This window comes from Amycolatopsis sp. NPDC004747 (assembly GCF_053601335.1).
The window spans coordinates 160,321-176,210 of the sequence record NZ_JBSGBQ010000014.1; the positions used below are offsets into that span (position 1 = coordinate 160,321).

Here is a 15,890-nt window from a genome sequence, read left to right on the forward strand (position 1 = left end):
CAGGTACGGTTCCCCCAAGTACAACGAGGTGCTTATGAAGCTGACCAAGACTCTCACCGCCATGGGTGCCGTGGTCTCCGCGGCGGCGCTGCTGTCCGCCTGCGGCTCCGGCACGGTCGGGCAGACCGGCTCCGGCGACTCCGCCAAGCCGGCGGGCAGCAAGAAGCTCGCGCTCATCCCGGGCGTGCAGGCCGAGCCGTTCTACATCTCGCTGCAGTGCGGTGCGGAGGCCGAGGCGAAGAAGCTCGGCTACGAGCTGACCACGCAGGCGCCGCAGAAGTTCGACGCCGCGATGCAGACCCAGCTCGTCAACGCGCTGGGCTCGAACCCGCCGGCCGCGCTGCTCATCGCCCCGACCGACGACACGGCGATGCTCGCGCCGATCCAGCAGGTCAAGAACCGCGGCGCGAAGATCGTCGAGGTCGACACCTCGCTGAAGGACACCGGCGTCGCCGTGTCGTCCGTTTCCTCCGACAACACCGCGGGCGGCAAGCTCGCCGCGCAGACGATGGCGAAGCTCGCGGGCGGCAAGAGCGGTTCGGTGCTGGTGCTCGACACGATCGCGGGCACGTCCACGACCGCCGCGCGCGCCAAGGGCTTCGAGGACGAGCTGAAGAACACCCCTAACCTGAAGTCGATCGGCGTCCAGTTCACCCAGAACGAGCCCGACCAGGCGGCGTCCAAGGTGACGGCGGCCCTGTCCTCGACGCCGGACCTCATCGGCGTCTTCGCGACCAACCTGAACACCGGGGAAGGCGCGGCGACCGGCCTGCGCAACGCCGGCAAGGTCGGCGCGGTCAACCTGATCGGGTTCGACGCGAGCCCGTCCGAGGTCGAAGGCCTCAAGAACGGCCAGTACCAGGCCCTGATCGCCCAGGACCCGGCCGCGATCGGCACCCAGGGCGTCCAGCAGGCCGTGGCGGCGATCGAGGGCAAGCCGGCGACGCGGAACCTCACCGCGGAGCTGCACTCGATCACGAAGGACGACATGGACGCCAACTCGCAGTACTTCTACAAGCAGAGCTGCTGAGCCGTCCGTCAGGGCCCTGCGGGTGGTCTGTGGCCACTCGCAGGGCTTTGACCAGCGGTGTTCACCGCCGGTGATCGGCCACTACCGGTCACCGCGGTGGGGGAACCGCTCACCGCACCACGCGTTTCCCGGACGGGTGGCTCGCGTCACACTCATCTGCACATGCATTTGCACTATCCGATGCATGATCGCAGGGAGGGGTGCGATGAACTACGAGCCGGCCTTGCACCGGACGATCTTCGCCGTGGACGTCGAGGGCTACGGCGACCAGCGCCGGACCACGCCCGACCGCCTGGCGCTGCGTGCGGGGCTCTACCGCGCGCTGGACCGGGCGTTCGACGACGCCGGCGTGCCGTGGCGGGACTGCCGCCCCGACGACTGCGGCGACGGCGTCTTCGTCCTGGTGCCGCCGGAGGTCCCGAAGGGGAACTTCGTGGAGTTCCTGCCCGCCGCGCTCGCCGTCGCGCTGCACCGGCACAACCGCACGCACGACCCCGGGGCCCGGATCCGGCTCCGGATGGCGCTGCACGCCGGCGAGATAGCCTACGACGACCACGGCGTCACCGCACCGGCGATCAACCAGACGTTCCGGCTGCTGGAGGCGCCGCCGCTGAAGGACGCGCTCAAGTCCTCGCGCGGGGTGCTGGCGCTGATCACGTCGGCGTGGTTCTTCGACGAGGTCGTCCGGCACAGCGACGGCCTCGACCCGACGACGTTCCGGCCGGTCCCGGTGGCGGTCAAGGAAACGCGCACGACCGGGTGGATCTCGCTGCCGGACCGGCCGTACCCGGCGAACTCGAGCCTGCTGGGCAACGTGACGGCGCTCGACCAGTACCGGACCTGGCGCCGCTTCCGCCGCCACGCCCAGGTGCTGAGCGACCGCGACGGGCCCGCGTAGCCGTAGGATCTACTGCCCTGGACACCGCCGCCGAGGGGAGGCCCGACCGTGCACCTGCGCCCGGCGTCCCGCGCCGACCCGCTGCCGGTGCTCGCCGCCGCCCGCCGCATCACCGACGACCTGCGCGACGGCCTGTCCGGCATGCCCGCCCGCCGGGCCGCGCACCGCCTGCGCCGGCTCTTCGGCTTCCCGGGGCTCGGCCTCACCGACCTGTCCGGGTCGCTGCTCTGGTCGGGACGGCCCGGACCCGACGCGGTCGTCGCGACGGTGCTCGACAGCGTGCTCCACAGCGAGGAACCCGGCTCGGCACCGGAGGTCCTCGCGCTGCCGCTGCACGTCCGCGACGAACTGGCCGGGGCGCTGCTGGTCGTCGGGGACGTCCGGGACGCGGTCGCGGCCCAGGCCGCCGACCTCGTCGTGCAGGCGCTGGAACGCGGCAGGCTCGAAGCGTCGGCGGAGCAGGCGGCCCAGGCCGAACTGCGGGCGCTGCGGGCGGAGATGTCGCCGCACTTCGTCTACAACGCCCTGACCGTGATCGCGTCGCTGGTGCGCTCGGACCCCGACCGCGCGCGCGACCTCATGCTCGACTTCGCCGACTACACCCGCTACAGCCTGGCTCGCCACGGTGAGTACACCGTGGTCGCCGAGGAGTTCCGGGCGATCGAGACGTACCTGGCGCTGCAGAAGGCGGTGCTCGGCGAACGGCTGCGCGTGCAGGTGCGGGTGGCGCCGGAGATCCTCGCCGTTGCCGTGCCGTACCTCGTGCTGGAGCCGCTGGTGGAGAACGCGATCCGGCACGGCATCGAGCCGCGGTCGGGCACCGGGCAGGTCCAGGTGCACGGCCAGGCGGAAGGGAACGACTGCGTGATCTTCGTCGAGGACGACGGGGTCGGCATGGACCCGAAGCGGGCGGCGGACCTCCTCGCCGGCCGCGTCGGCGAGGACGACCCGGCCGGGCTCGGACTGGCCAATGTGGACAGACGGCTGCGGGACGTCTACGGCGCCTGGTACGGCCTGACCGTGGAAACCGAGGTCGGGGCCGGCACCCGGGTGATCGTGCGGGTGCCGCGGTTCCAGCCGGGGGTGCTGCCGTGACCGGGCTCCGGGTGCTCGCGGTCGACGACCTCCCGCCCGCGCTGGACGAGCTCTGCCGCATGCTGCGCGAAGCGCCCGAAGTCGGCGAAGTCGTCGGGGCGGGTGACGCGCTGAAGGCGTTGAAGCTGCTTCAGGCGGATCGTTTCGACGCGGTGTTCCTCGACATCTCGATGCCGGGGCTCGACGGGCTCGAACTCGCGTCGCTGCTGGCGAAGCTGAGCGAGCCGCCGGTGATCGTGTTCGTCACCGCGCACGACGGGCACGCGGTGGCGGCCTACGGCATCGGCGCGGTCGACTACCTGCTCAAGCCGGTCCGGACCGAACGGCTGTCGGCGGCGCTGGCGAAGGTGCTGCGGATGGCGACCCCGGCGTCGCGGCCGACGCCGGACGCGATGGCGGCGCTGCCGGTCGAGGCCGGCGGGCGGACGCGCTACGTCCGGCGGGACGACGTCCTGTTCGTGGAGGCCCACGGCGACTACGTCCGGCTGCACACGCGCGGCGGGGTCCACCTGGTCCGGATGCCGATCTCCCGGCTCGAGGAGTACTGGGAGGGAACAGGGTTCAGCCGGGTCCACCGCGGTTTCCTGCTGGCCGTGGGGGCGGTGCTGGAGCTGCGCAGCGACACGGCGGGCGGGCTGCTGGCCCACACCGAGGCGGGGGACGTCCCGGTCAGCCGCCGGCACGCGCGGGACCTGCGCGACCGGCTGCTGGAAGCCGCGCAACGCGGCCAGCTCGGCTCGGGCTCGCGATGAGTGACCGCCGCCGGCCGGGGCCGCGATGAGCAAGATCCGCCGGGTCGCCGTCACCAGCCCGCAGACGCGGCTGGCCCACGCCCGCCGCCGGTCGCGCGGCCGCTGGCGCCAGCCCCGGCTCCCCGCGGGCGACACCCAGCGCGCCACCGCCCTCTACGCCGCCCAGCGCCGCCGAGGCCTCCCCGCGCTGGTCCTCATGTTCACGCTGCTGCTCGGCCTCCCCGGCGTCTTCGCGCTGTTCCCGGCACTGGACACCGTGCGGCTGCTGGGCATCCCGCTGTCCTGGTTGCTGCTCGCGGTCCTGCCCTACCCCGTGATGGCGCTGCTGGCCCGCTGGCAGCTCCGCCGCGCCGAGCGCATCGAGGACGACCAGTGACCCCAGCGCCCCGATGTGGCCTTCGGTGCGTCACACGCACCCAAGGCCGCCTTGGGGCGCTCGAGCGCGGCAGGGAGCGGTAGTGGGCGTCGCGCTCGCCGTCGCGCCGGTGGTGCTCATGACGCTGCTGATCGGCGTCCGCGGGGTCGCCGCCATGCGCACGACGTCGGACTTCCTCGTCGCGTCCCGCCGGATCTCGCCGCTGGTGAACTCCGCGGCCGTCTCGGGTGAGTACCTTTCGGCGGCGTCGTTCCTCGGGATCGCCGGGCTCGTCGTCAAGGACGGCATCGGGGCGCTGTGGTACCCCGTCGGCTTCACCGCCGGGTACATCGCGATGCTCGTGCTCGTCGCCGCGCCGATGCGCCGGTCGGGCGCGCTGACCGTGCCCGACTTCGCCGAGGCCCGGCTCAACTCCCCCGCCCTGCGCCGCCTGGCGGCGGTGGTCGTGCTGGTGATCGGCACGATCTACGTCGTCCCCCAGTTCCGCACCGCCGGCCTGGTGCTCGCCGCGGTCGGCGGCACGCCGTACTGGGTCGGTGTGGTGCTGGCGGGCGCCGCGGTCAGCGTCACCCTGGCGCTGGGCGGCATGCGCGCGGCGACGTACGTGCAGGCGTTCCAGTTCGTCCTGAAGCTGCTGCTGTTCCTCATCCCGGCGATCTGGCTGGTGCTGCAGGCCGGCGCGGTCAACCGGACCGACGCGCTCAACCCCGTCGAGTTCACCCACTTCGCCCGCGAGACCCCGGTGCGGTTCGAGGTCGACGTGACCATGGAGATCCGCGAACCGACCCCGGTGCGGCGCAACGGCGTCGTGGAAACCCTGCCGCCGGGCGAGTTCACCGCGCACAGCCAGGACGAGGTCGTGTTCGGCACGGGCGCGGCCGTCCCGGCGGTCCGCGGCGGCGCCGCGCTCGGCGGCCCGGACTGGCGGCGGCCGCTGCTCGACCTCGGCGACCAGGGCTACCCGCTGCTCGGCACCTGGGCCGTGCTCATCGCGACCATGCTGGGCACGATGGGCCTGCCGCACGTCCTGATGCGCTTCCACACCAGCCCGGACGGCCGCGCCGCGCGCCGCACCGCGGCGATCACGGTCGCCCTGCTCGGCGTCTTCTACCTCTTCCCCGGCGTCTACGGCGTGCTCGGCCGGGTGCTCGTCCCCGGGCTGTACCTCTCGGGCGCGACCGACACGGTGGTCGTCGCGCTGCCGTACCAGGTCGACAGCGGCTGGGCGGGCGGCCTGTTCACGGCGCTGCTGACGGCGGGCGCGTTCGCCGCGTTCCTGGCGACGTCGCTCGGCCTGCTGCTGGTGATGTCCGGCGCGCTCGCGCACGACCTCGTCCCCGGCGGGCTGCGGCGGCTGCGGATCGCGGTGTTCGGCGTCGCCGGGGCGATGGTGCTGCTGGCGCTGCGCTCGGCCGAGCTCGACGCCGGCGTCCTGGTCACCTGGGGGTTCACCGTGGCCGCGTCGACGTTCTGCCCGCTGCTGGTGCTCGGCATCTGGTGGCCGCGGCTGACCGCGACCGGCGGGATCGCCGGCGTGCTGACCGGGCTGGTCACGTCGACCGCCTCGATCCTGTACGCCCTCGCCGGGCCGCCGCTGCACGGCTGGGTGGCGATCCTGGTGCAGCAACCGGCACCCTGGTCGGTACCGTTGGCCTTCGGCGCAATGGCACTGGTCTCCCTGCGGGGCAGACCCCCCGGCTGGTCGACGGCGGCGATGCTGCGCCTCCACCTCGACGAACCCCGTTCGACCCGGCCGCGTGACCGTTCGTCAACCGTTCGTCGTCTGACCCGGCTGTTGAACCGCTGATCCTTCACGTCGGCCTCACGCGTCCCTACGGTGTCGCACGTCACTTTCCGCAGCGTCGCAGGGAGCAGCGATGAGCACGACCGACACCGGCGGGCCCCCGGAGACATCCGAAACGATCTGGGAACGGGCACACGAAAGCACCGAGTTCCGCGAGCTGCGCAGCCGCCTGCGCCGGTTCGTCTTCCCGATGACGGCGCTGTTCCTCGTCTGGTACCTGCTGTACGTGCTGCTGGCGGACTACGCGCACGGTTTCATGAGCACCAAGGTCGTCGGCAACATCAACATCGGCCTCATCTTCGGCCTGCTGCAGTTCGTCTCGACGTTCGTCATCACCGGCCTCTACGTCCGGTACGCCAACCGGAAGCTGGACCCGGTCGCGGAGAAGATCCGTGAGGACATCGAAAAGGACCAGGCATGAAGATCCTCGCCGCGAGCGTCGAGGGCAGCAATTCCGCCCTCAACATCAGCATCTTCGCCCTCTTCGTGATCATCACCCTGGTGATCGTGTTCCGGGCCAGCCGCAACACGAAGACCGCGTCGGACTACTACGCCGCCGGCCGCGCCTTCACCGGCCCGCAGAACGGCATCGCCATTTCGGGTGACTACCTGTCGGCGGCGTCGTTCCTCGGCATCGCCGGCGCGATCGCGATCAACGGCTACGACGGCTTCCTCTACTCGATCGGCTTCCTGGTGGCGTGGCTCGTCGCGCTGCTGCTGGTCGCGGAGCTGCTGCGCAACACCGGCAAGTTCACGATGGGCGACGTGCTCGCGTTCCGGATGAAGCAGCGCCCGGTGCGGGCGGCGGCCGCGACGTCGACGCTGGCCGTGTCGTTCTTCTACCTGCTCGCGCAGATGGCGGGCGCCGGCGGCCTGGTGGCGCTGCTGCTCGGCGTCGAAGGCAAGGGCGCGCAGGCGCTGGTGATCGCCGTGGTCGGCGTGATCATGATCGCCTACGTGCTGATCGGCGGCATGAAGGGCACCACCTGGGTGCAGATCATCAAGGCCGCGCTGCTCATCGTCGGGGCGCTCGTGATCACCCTGTGGGTGCTCGGCAAGTACGGCTTCAACTTCTCGCAGCTGCTGCAGGCCGCCGTCGACAAGGCGGGCAAGGCCGGGCAGACGCTGCTCGGCCCGGGCAAGCAGTACGGCGCCACCGGGACGTCCAAGCTGGACTTCCTCTCCCTCGGCATCGCGCTGGTGCTGGGCACGGCGGGCCTGCCGCACGTCCTGATGCGCTTCTACACGGTGCCGACAGCCCGCGACGCGCGTCGCTCGGTCGTCTGGGCGATCGCCCTGATCGGCGTGTTCTACCTGTTCACGCTGGTCCTGGGCTACGGCGCCGGTGCGCTGGTCGGGCCGGACACGATCAAGAAGGCACCGGGCGGGGTCAACTCCGCCGCGCCGCTGCTGGCCTTGGAGCTGGGCGGCCCGGTGCTGCTGGGCCTGATCTCCGCGGTCGCCTTCGCGACCATCCTCGCGGTGGTCGCCGGCCTGACGATCACGGCGTCGGCGTCCTTCGCCCACGACGTCTACGCGAACGTCGTCAAGCGCGGCCAGACCTCGCCGGACTCGGAGGTCAAGGTCGCCCGGATCACCGCGGTGGTGATCGGTGCCCTCGCCATCGGCGGCGGCATCCTGGCCAACGGGCAGAACGTGGCGTTCCTGGTGGCGCTGGCCTTCGCGGTCGCGGCGTCGGCGAACCTGCCGACGATCCTCTACTCGCTGTTCTGGAAGCGGTTCAACACCCAGGGCGCGCTGTGGTCGATCTACGGCGGCCTGGCCATCACGATCATCCTGATCGTGTTCTCGCCGGCGGTGTCCGGCAAGAGCACGTCGATGATCAAGACGGTGGACTTCGCCTGGTTCCCGCTCCCCAACCCGGGCATCGTCTCGATCCCGGCCGCGTTCATCCTCGGCTGGCTGGGCACGATCCTGTCCAAGGAGCACAACGAGAAGAAGTACGCCGAGATGGAGGTCCGCTCCCTCACCGGCGCGGGCGCCGAGAAGGCGGTCGTCCACTAGTCCCGCTGGTGCACCGACACCGAAGGCCGTCGCGAGGGTGTTCCCGATCCCCTCGCGGCGGCCTTCGGCCATTTCAGTACGGCAGCTTGCCCTCGGCGACGCTCTTGAGCGTGCTTTCCAGCTGCTTGCGGAGGTACTGCCAGAGCCCGCCACCCAGCGAAATCCTCGCCACCCCCAGATCGGCGAGGCGCTCCAGGCCCGGGCCGCCCGGCCAGGCGGCCGTGTTGACCGCACCCCCGGTCTCCCGCACGAACTCCGCGATCAGCTCCGGCGTGCGCAGGTGGATCGGGTAGACGCAGTCGGCACCCGCTTCGAGGTACGCCTTCGCCCTGGCGATCCCCGCTTCGATCGCTTCCTCCGGGTCCACGCCGCGGAAGGAGTCGACGCGGGCGTTGATCACCAAGCCGTCGCCGGACGCCTCGCGCAGGGCGGCGATCCGGGCCGCCTGCGCCTCGACCGGCCGCACGTCGCCGGTCGCGTGGTCGGTGTCCTCGAAGTTGCAGCCGACGGCGCCGGCGTCGAGCAGCCGGCCCGCCAGTTCGGCGCCGGAGAGGCCGTAGCCCGACTCGGCGTCGACGGTGACCGGGACGCCGACCGCCTTGGCGATCCGGGCCGCGGCGGCGAACATCTCGGCCGCGGGCGCCTGCTCGCCGTCGGCGAACCCGAGCGCGGCCGCCACGGCGACCGAGCTGGTGGCGACGGCCGGGAACCCGGCGGCCTCGACGAGCTTCGCGGTGTCGGCGTCCCAGACGTTCGGCAGCACCAGCGGCTTGCCGGGGACGTGCAGCGCCTTGAGCGCGGCGGCGCTCACGCGTCCCGCTTCGGCAGCGGTGTGTGGCTGGTGATGGTCATCCGGTTCCAGCTGTTGATGGCGATGATCTCCCACGCGACCGCGCGGTACTGGTCCTCGGTGAACACCTTCGCGGCCTGCTCGTAGACGTCGTCCGGGACGGTCTGCGTGGCGGACAGCTTGGTCATCGCTTCGGTGAGGGCGAGGGCGGCCTGCTCCTGCTCGGTGAACAGGTCGGTCTCGCGCCAGCCGTCGAGCACGAACAGCCGCCGCGGCGACTCGCCCAGCTCGAGCGCGTCGCGGGAGTGCATGTCGAGGCAGTACGCGCAGCCGTTGAGCTGCGACGCGCGGGTCTTCACCAGTTCCAGCAGCTTGGGGTCGAGCCCCGCGTTGGCGCCGGCCTTGTTCACCTCGGCCTGCAGGTTCGCCATCGCCCGGTACAGCTCGGGGGCGCCCCCGAGCGCGATTCGCTTGCTCATGCCGTCCACGCTAGTGCGAACTGGTCCACGGGTATGGTCCAGTCACATGACGGAATCGTGGTCCAGTTCCGGCCTCGACGTCCACCTCGGCTGGCAGCCCTCGTCCGGCCGCGCCGGGCTCGCGGCGGCGATCCGCGCGGCCATCCGGGACGGCCGGTGGCAGGCGGGCGCGGCGGTGCCCTCGACCCGCGCGCTGGCCCACGACCTCGGCGTCGCCCGCGGCACGGTGACCCGCGTCTACGCCGATCTCGCCGCGGAGGGGTACCTGCGCACGGCCCAGGGCGCACCGACCCGGGTGGCGACGGCGGGCTCGCTCCCGCAGTCGGCGCCCCGGCAGGCCCCGCGCGAACCGGCGCCGCGCTGGGACCTGCGACCGGGACGGCCGGACCTGACGGCGTTCCCGCGGCAGGCATGGCTCACCGCGACCCGCCGGGCCCTGCTGCGGACACCGGCGTCGGCGTTCGGCTACGAGTCGGAGCTGGGCGCGCCGGAGCTGCGGGACACCCTCGCCGGCTACCTGGCCCGGGCCCGCGGGGTGGTCGCCGACCCGGCGCGGATCGTGGTGTGCCACGGCTTTTCGCACGCCATCGCGGTGGTGGCGCGGGCCTGGTCGTCGTTGGGTACGGACGAGATGGCGTTCGAGAACCCGTCGCTGGGCATGTACCGGTCGATCGCGGCGGCGCAGGGCCCGCGGATCGTCGGCGTGGACGTCGACGGCGCCGGGATCGACGTGTCCGCTTTGGACAGTCCGGCGGTGGTCGTCACGCCGGCGCACCAGTACCCCACCGGCGTCACCCTGGCCCCACCGCGCCGGGCGGCGCTGGCCCGCTGGGCGAGCGAGTCCGGCGGGTACGTGCTCGAGGACGACTACGACGGCGAGTTCCGCTTCGACCGCCAGCAGGTCGGGGCGTTGCAGGCGCTGGCGCCGGAGCGGGTGGTGTACGCGGGAACGGCGAGCAAGACGCTCGCCCCGGCGCTCCGGCTCGCGTGGCTGGTCCTGCCGCGCTCGCTGGTGGAGCCGGTCCGCGCGGCGATGGCCGACAGCGGTTCGCGGCCGGCGTTGCTGAACCAGCTGGCGCTGGCCGAGCTGATCGACTCGAGTGCCTACGACCGGCACGTCCGCCGCAGCCGCGCGGAGTACCGTGCCCGCCGCACCCGTCTCCTGGCCGCCTTGCCGGCTTCGGTCCGCCCGCACGGCATCGCGGCCGGCCTGCACCTGCTCCTCATGCTGCCGCCGGACGGCCCGTCCGAGGCCACGGTCCTCGCGGCCTGCCGCCGCCGTTCGATCGGCATCGAAGGCCTGTCCGGCCACTGGATGACCCCCAACGGCCCCGGCGGCCTCATCGTCGGCTACGCGGCAACCCCGGCCCACGCCTTCGCCGGCGCAACCCAAAACCTGGTAGAGGCCCTAACCGAACCACCCCCCTAACCCAGTTCCGCCCCAATCACGCGAGTCGTCCATCCAGGTACGCGAGTCGTCCATCCAAGTACGCGAGTCGTCCGCCCAGGTACGCCGACCGACCCTTCAGGCACGCGGCCCGACCCTCGAGGTACGCGAGTCGACCTCCCAATCACGAGTGATGCCCCTCCAATCACACGTGATGCCCCCTCAATCACGCATGAAGCCCGCCCGATCACCCGCGAAACCCCGCCGGACACAGGTGATGCCCGCGGGCCACCCCACCGGAGCGGCCCGCGGCCACCGTCAGAGCCAGCAGTCCGGCCGCACCCGAAGCAGTTCCGTCCGCAGCACCGGCGTCCCGTCGACCGGTGACGGCTCCTCCGCGGTCGGTTGGATCCCGCCGGCCGCAATCTTGTCGAGCGTCTTCAGCCCCTCCGCACCGACCGTCCCGAACACCGTGTAGTTCGGCCGCAGCGCGGAATCGCCGTACACGACGAAGAACTGCGAACCGTTCGTGTCCGGCCCAGCGTTGGCCATCGCGAGCAGGCCACGCGCGTAGACCCGCCGGGCACCGGTCGGGTCGGTCGGCGCCGGCGGCAGGTCGACCGGCAGCTCGTCCTTGTACTTGTACCCCGGCCCGCCCTCGCCGGTCGCCGTCGGGTCGCCGCACTGCAGCACCTTCAACGTCGGGTACGCGGTGAGCCGGTGGCACACCGTGTGGTCGTAGAACCGGTGCCGCGCCAGGTGCAGGAAGCTCTGCACGGTGCACGGCGCCTTCGCGCGGTCCAGCCGCAGTGGCAGCGCGCCCTGGCTGGTCGGGATGGCGACGTCGACCTTCCCGTGGCTCGGCGTGTGCCGCGGGTCGGGCGGCAGCGGCACCGGGCGCGCGGGCGGCTCGTCCGGGGTTTCGGTGTACTGGCAGGGCCCGTGGGTCGTCTTCGGCGGCGGGGCGTCGGCCGCCGCGGCGACGCCGTTCCCGGCCACGAACAACGCGCCCGCCGCCAGCGCGGTGAGAAGTGTCTTCTTCATGCTGCACGCCCTCCCAGTGATCGCCCGGTTCCGGAGCGCCCCGCAGTCTAGGGCCCGGCACCGACAGCCAGAACCGGCGAAAGTCGTCCCCTGTCAGCCCATCGGGTGAACCTCCGCGCCCGAACCCCGGAAATTGTCGGACCCTCCGCGCACGATGGTCGGCACGCGGCAAACCCGCCGCCCACGAGGGGAGAACACCATGGAATTCCGGCGAAGAACCGTTGCGCTGGCCCGGTTCCTGCTGACGCGGCTCGCGTCCGCGCTACCCGCGCAGGTCCGCGATCAGTTCCTCGGCGGCGGCGAACGGGTCGAGCTCCCGCGCCACGACCCGCTCGGCGACCCCGGCAAGCCTTCCCCCGCCGCGCAGGTCCACGAGCTCGGCCCGCAACCGCCGGAGCGCGATGGCTTCGACCTCGTCCCGCGCCCGCGCCACCCGGCGCCGGGCCAGCTCGTCGTGCTCGACCAGCCAGTCGTGGTGCGCCGCCAGCGCCCGCACGACTTCGTCGACGCCTTCACCCTTCGCCGCGACGGTCCGCACGATCGGCTGGCGCCAGCTCGGTCCCCGGATTTCCCGGCGCGCCAGGGAGATCATCTGCTTGAGGTCGTGCACGGTGGCGTCGGCGCCGTCGCGGTCGGCCTTGTTGACGACGAAGACGTCGGCGATCTCCAGCACCCCGGCCTTGGCGGCCTGGATGCCGTCACCCATGCCCGGCGCGAGCAGCACCACCGTGGTGTCGGCCAGCTTCACGACGTCCACTTCGGACTGACCGACGCCGACGGTTTCGATCAGCACGACGTCGAACCCGGCCGCGTCCAGCACGCGCACCGCCTGCGGGGTCGCCCACGAGAGCCCGCCGAGGTGCCCGCGGGTGGCCATCGAGCGGATGAACACGCCGGGGTCGGTGGCGTGCTCGGTCATCCGGATCCGGTCGCCGAGCAGGGCCCCGCCCGAAAACGGCGAAGACGGGTCGATGGCCAGCACGCCGACCCGCTTGCCCTCCGCGCGCAGCGCGGTGAGCAGTGCCGAGGTCGAAGTCGACTTGCCGACTCCCGGCGGTCCGGTGAGCCCGACGACCCTGGCCCGCCCGGTGTGCGGGGTCAGCGCCCGCGCGATCTCCGCGACGCGGGGGTGGGCGTCCTCGACGAGCGACAGCAGCCGCGCGACGGCACGGGGTTGTCCGTCCCGCGCGCGGCCGACGAGGTCGTCGAGGTCGAGTGGGCCGGCCACTTACGCGGTCGGCACCCGCAGCAGGAGGGCGTCGCCCTGGCCGCCGCCACCGCACAGCGCGGCCGCGCCGAGCCCGCCACCGCGGCGGCGCAGCTCGTGGATCAGGTGCACGGCGAGCCGGGCGCCGGAGGCGCCGATCGGGTGGCCGAGGGCGATGGCACCGCCGTTGACGTTGACCTTCTCCGGGTCGAGGCCGAGCTTCTCGGTGGAGACGAGCCCGACGGCGGCGAAGGCCTCGTTGATCTCGACCAGGTCGAGCGCGTCGGCGGTCAGGTTCGCCTTCGCCAGCGCGGCGAGGATGGCGTTCGAGGGCTGCTCGTGCAGGCTGGCGTCGGGCCCGGCGACGACACCGTGCGCGCCGATCTCGGCGAGCGGCGTGATGCCGAGCTCCTCGGCCTTGGCCTTGCTGGCCACGATCACGGCGGCGGCGCCGTCGGAGATCTGCGAGGCCGAGCCCGCGGTGATGGTGCCGTCGGAGGCGAAGGCCGGGCGCAGCTTGGCGAGGCCTTCGGCGGTGGTGTCGGCGCGGACGCCCTCGTCGGTGTCGAAGACGACCGGGTCGCCCTTGCGCTGCGGGATGGCGACCGGCGCGATCTCGTCGGCGAAGTAGCCGTTCTTGATCGCCTCGGCGGCGCGCTGGTGGGAGCGCGCGGAGAAGGCGTCCTGCTGCTCACGGGTGACGCCGTAGCGGGAGTTGTACTTCTCCGTGGAGGCGCCCATGGCGACCTGGTCGAAGGCGCAGAAGAGACCGTCGTAGGCCATGTGGTCGACGAGGGTGGTGTCGCCGTACTTGAAGCCGGAGCGCGACTTGGGCAGCAGGTGCGGCGCCTGGGTCATCGACTCCTGCCCACCGGCGACGACGAGGTCGAACTCGCCGGCGCGGATGAGCTGGTCGGCGAGCGCGATGGCGTCGAGGCCGGAGAGGCAGACCTTGTTGATGGTCAGCGCGGGCACGCTCATCGGGATGCCCGCGGCGACGGCGGCCTGGCGGGCGGGGATCTGGCCGGCGCCGGCGGTCAGCACCTGGCCCATGATCGTGTACTGCACCGCGTCCGGGGCGACCCCGGCGCGTTCGAGGGCCGCTTTGATCGCGACCCCGCCCAGCTGAGCTCCCGTGAAGTCCTTGAGGGAGCCCAGCAGGCGCCCGATCGGCGTACGGGCGGCACCCAGGATCACGGAACCGGACACGGCGTCCTCCAAGCTTCGGCGCATGGGCAGTTTCGCCGACCATACCCGGGAGCGGGGCTTCTTGATGGAGCCAGTGTGAGGCGGGGCACGCGACGATTCCGCCTCGAAGCGGCGAGCGGGCCCCCTATCCTGCCTCCATGAATGACGCCCTGCAGCCGTTCGTGACGGCCATCGACCACGTCGGCATCGCGGTCCCGGACCTGGACGCGGCCATCGAGTTCCACCGCGCGCACTTCGGCCTGGAGGTCGCCCACGAGGAGGTGAACGAGGAGCAAGGGGTGCGCGAGGCGATGCTGCGCGCACCGGGCACGGCGGGCACGGAGACGCAGATCCAGCTCCTGGCCCCGCTGCGCGAAGACTCGGCGATCGGCAAGTTCCTGGCGAAGAGCGGCCCGGGGCTGCAGCAGCTGGCGTACCGCGTGTCCGATGTGGACGCCGCGGCGGCGGCCCTGCGCGAAAAGGGCCTGCGCATGCTGTACGAGGAGGCGAAGAGGGGCACATCCAACAGCCGGGTGAACTTCGTCCACCCGAAGGACGCGGGCGGCGTCCTGGTGGAACTGGTGGAGCCGGCCAAGGGCGGCACCGCGCACTGACCCCTTCGCGCACAACGGATCCGCGCGGAGCCGCACGCCCGTGACAACAAGCGGGCGCGCGGCCGGCACCGCGGTGAGTGCGGGCAGCCCGATCCGGCTACGCGGGCTCGGCCTTCGAGGCGAGCGCGTCCGCGATGAACGTCAGCTCACCGTCGAACTCCGCCGGCAGGTCGTCCTCCGAATGCCGGGCCGTCGCGTGCCGATGGCTGACCGCGCGCGCCAGCAAACCCGACGCCCGGTCCACGTCGGCCGTCGGCAGCCCGCCGCCCGTCGCCGCCACGATCACCGCCCTGACCTGGCGAACCAGGACCTGGAAGCGGTCGTGGAGGGCGTCGCGGACCACGTGGTGCGTGTCCGCCTCGCGCCACAGCAGGTGCGACAGGCCCAGCGACCTGCTGAACCGGTGGTCGAGCTCGCGCACCAGCCGCCGGAGGCTACCCGCCAGGTCTCCGGGCACCACCACGACGGCCGGCTCGATGCGCTCGTCGGGCAGGCGCGCGACGAGCGCGGTGAGCAGGTCGGACTTGTGGCGGAAGTAGTAGTGCACCAGCCCCTTCGGCACCCCGGCCCGCTCCGCGATGCGCGAAGTTGGGGTGGCGTCGAAGCCGGACTCGGCGAAGAGCGCCTCGGCGGCGCAGAGGATGCGCTCCTTCGCCGAATCCTCGGTCATTCCCGTGCCTCCTGCGTCGTCAGTGCTGACCGGCCGTGCGGTGTGCGGCGTTCGCGACCGGCATCGCTGCCGCGCCGGCGATGACCGTCAGCACCCCGGCGATCCAGGACGTCCAGGATGCGCCGTTGAACTCCGTGTACCCCATCACCCACGGCGCGATGAACAGCAGCACGCCGAGCGCGATCTGGATGCCTTCGCCGTAGACCATGCCCGGCATCGCCAGCGAAACCAGGCCGTCGAGTGCGATCAGCGCGCCCAGGACGACCATCGTCCACATCGCGGTCGTGTCCGTGCTCAGCCAAAGGGGTGAAAGAGCGGCGACCACCCCGATGACGACCTCGGCCCAGTCGTGCGGCCGGGTCCACGCGCGCGTCGAGACTTCACTCATTCGTGCTCACCTCCGTCGGTGAAACTGCTGGTCGGGTGATGTACCCGATGTCAATGATCCGCTTGACTGGCCGGCCGGTCAAGGTGACCCGGTCACAGTTGGGCGTGTAATCGTGCTGTCCGTCTCGTACAGTTGTGGGCGCG

At 72.2% G+C, this 15,890-nt stretch carries 17 protein-coding genes; 10 read left to right on the top strand and 7 right to left on the bottom strand.

Going from position 1 to position 15,890, the window contains the following annotated elements; translation table 11 throughout:
- Positions 1 to 34 precede the first annotated feature (34 nt).
- The 8 genes from ACWEGE_RS23890 to ACWEGE_RS23925 all read left to right on the top strand — a co-directional run bounded on the left by ACWEGE_RS23890 (position 35) and on the right by ACWEGE_RS23925 (position 7,980).
- Positions 35 to 1,030 carry an ABC transporter substrate-binding protein gene (locus ACWEGE_RS23890; RefSeq protein WP_449662649.1) on the top strand — a complete coding sequence of 332 codons (996 nt, stop codon included), beginning with the start codon at positions 35 to 37 and terminating at the stop codon, positions 1,028 to 1,030.
- A gap of 205 nt (positions 1,031 to 1,235) precedes the next feature.
- Positions 1,236 to 1,928 (top strand): hypothetical protein, encoded by a 693-nt coding sequence (locus tag ACWEGE_RS23895; RefSeq protein WP_449662650.1) that lies wholly within the window; start codon positions 1,236 to 1,238, stop codon positions 1,926 to 1,928.
- Between the two features lie 48 nt (positions 1,929 to 1,976).
- Positions 1,977 to 3,023, top strand: coding sequence for a sensor histidine kinase (locus ACWEGE_RS23900; protein WP_449662651.1), 1,047 nt, complete (start codon positions 1,977 to 1,979; stop codon positions 3,021 to 3,023).
- Entirely contained in the window at positions 3,020 to 3,775 is a 756-nt protein-coding gene (locus ACWEGE_RS23905) for a LytR/AlgR family response regulator transcription factor (protein WP_449662652.1), read from the top strand. The genes ACWEGE_RS23900 and ACWEGE_RS23905 overlap by 4 nt, the downstream gene beginning before the upstream one ends.
- A 25-nt stretch (positions 3,776 to 3,800) precedes the next feature.
- Positions 3,801 to 4,151 carry a hypothetical protein gene (locus tag ACWEGE_RS23910; RefSeq protein WP_449662653.1) on the top strand — a complete coding sequence of 117 codons (351 nt, stop codon included), beginning with the start codon at positions 3,801 to 3,803 and terminating at the stop codon, positions 4,149 to 4,151.
- 82 nt (positions 4,152 to 4,233) lie between these two features.
- Positions 4,234 to 5,958, top strand: a complete 1,725-nt coding sequence (locus ACWEGE_RS23915; protein WP_449662654.1) for a sodium/solute symporter — start codon at positions 4,234 to 4,236, stop codon at positions 5,956 to 5,958.
- A 70-nt stretch (positions 5,959 to 6,028) separates the two neighbouring features.
- The gene (locus tag ACWEGE_RS23920) at positions 6,029 to 6,376 is read left to right on the top strand and encodes a DUF485 domain-containing protein (RefSeq protein ID WP_449662655.1); all 348 of its coding nucleotides are present in this window, start codon (positions 6,029 to 6,031) and stop codon (positions 6,374 to 6,376) included.
- On the top strand, positions 6,373 to 7,980 hold the full coding sequence (locus tag ACWEGE_RS23925) for a solute symporter family protein (RefSeq protein WP_449662656.1): 1,608 nt from the start codon (positions 6,373 to 6,375) through the stop codon (positions 7,978 to 7,980). Before ACWEGE_RS23920 ends, ACWEGE_RS23925 begins: the two co-directional genes overlap by 4 nt.
- 73 nt (positions 7,981 to 8,053) lie before the next feature.
- Here ACWEGE_RS23925 and ACWEGE_RS23930 read toward each other — a convergent pair whose 3' ends face one another.
- Together ACWEGE_RS23930 and ACWEGE_RS23935 are read right to left on the bottom strand one after the other, a co-directional pair.
- On the bottom strand, positions 8,054 to 8,791 hold the full coding sequence (locus ACWEGE_RS23930) for an isocitrate lyase/PEP mutase family protein (protein WP_449662657.1): 738 nt from the start codon (positions 8,789 to 8,791) through the stop codon (positions 8,054 to 8,056).
- Positions 8,788 to 9,249 (bottom strand): carboxymuconolactone decarboxylase family protein, encoded by a 462-nt coding sequence (locus ACWEGE_RS23935; protein ID WP_449662658.1) that lies wholly within the window; start codon positions 9,247 to 9,249, stop codon positions 8,788 to 8,790. Before ACWEGE_RS23935 ends, ACWEGE_RS23930 begins: the two co-directional genes overlap by 4 nt.
- Before the next feature lie 46 nt (positions 9,250 to 9,295).
- Here ACWEGE_RS23935 and pdxR point away from each other — a divergent pair, with 46 nt between their 5' ends.
- Positions 9,296 to 10,678, top strand: a complete 1,383-nt coding sequence (gene pdxR / locus ACWEGE_RS23940) for a MocR-like pyridoxine biosynthesis transcription factor PdxR (RefSeq protein WP_449662659.1) — start codon at positions 9,296 to 9,298, stop codon at positions 10,676 to 10,678.
- 276 nt (positions 10,679 to 10,954) lie between these two features.
- On the opposite strand, the gene ACWEGE_RS23945 is transcribed toward pdxR, so the two are convergent.
- The 3 genes from ACWEGE_RS23945 to ACWEGE_RS23955 all read right to left on the bottom strand — a co-directional run bounded on the left by ACWEGE_RS23945 (position 10,955) and on the right by ACWEGE_RS23955 (position 14,096).
- Positions 10,955 to 11,680: a peptidylprolyl isomerase gene (locus ACWEGE_RS23945; protein ID WP_449662660.1), complete on the bottom strand. Its 726-nt coding sequence runs from the start codon at positions 11,678 to 11,680 to the stop codon at positions 10,955 to 10,957.
- A 262-nt stretch (positions 11,681 to 11,942) separates the two neighbouring features.
- Entirely contained in the window at positions 11,943 to 12,908 is a 966-nt protein-coding gene (gene meaB, locus ACWEGE_RS23950; protein ID WP_449662661.1) for a methylmalonyl Co-A mutase-associated GTPase MeaB, read from the bottom strand.
- Complete coding sequence (locus ACWEGE_RS23955; RefSeq protein WP_449662662.1) at positions 12,909 to 14,096, bottom strand: acetyl-CoA C-acetyltransferase; 1,188 nt, start codon at positions 14,094 to 14,096, stop codon at positions 12,909 to 12,911.
- Between the two features lie 137 nt (positions 14,097 to 14,233).
- On the opposite strand from ACWEGE_RS23955, the gene mce reads away from it, so the two are divergent.
- Entirely contained in the window at positions 14,234 to 14,689 is a 456-nt protein-coding gene (gene mce, locus ACWEGE_RS23960; RefSeq protein WP_449662663.1) for a methylmalonyl-CoA epimerase, read from the top strand.
- Positions 14,690 to 14,786: 97 nt separating this feature from the next.
- Here the strand turns inward: mce and ACWEGE_RS23965 are convergent, their stop codons facing one another.
- On the bottom strand, positions 14,787 to 15,359 hold the full coding sequence (locus ACWEGE_RS23965; RefSeq protein ID WP_449662664.1) for a TetR/AcrR family transcriptional regulator: 573 nt from the start codon (positions 15,357 to 15,359) through the stop codon (positions 14,787 to 14,789).
- A 19-nt stretch (positions 15,360 to 15,378) separates the two neighbouring features.
- Positions 15,379 to 15,747, bottom strand: coding sequence for an SPW repeat domain-containing protein (locus ACWEGE_RS23970; RefSeq protein WP_071831581.1), 369 nt, complete (start codon positions 15,745 to 15,747; stop codon positions 15,379 to 15,381).
- Positions 15,748 to 15,890 lie beyond the last annotated feature (143 nt).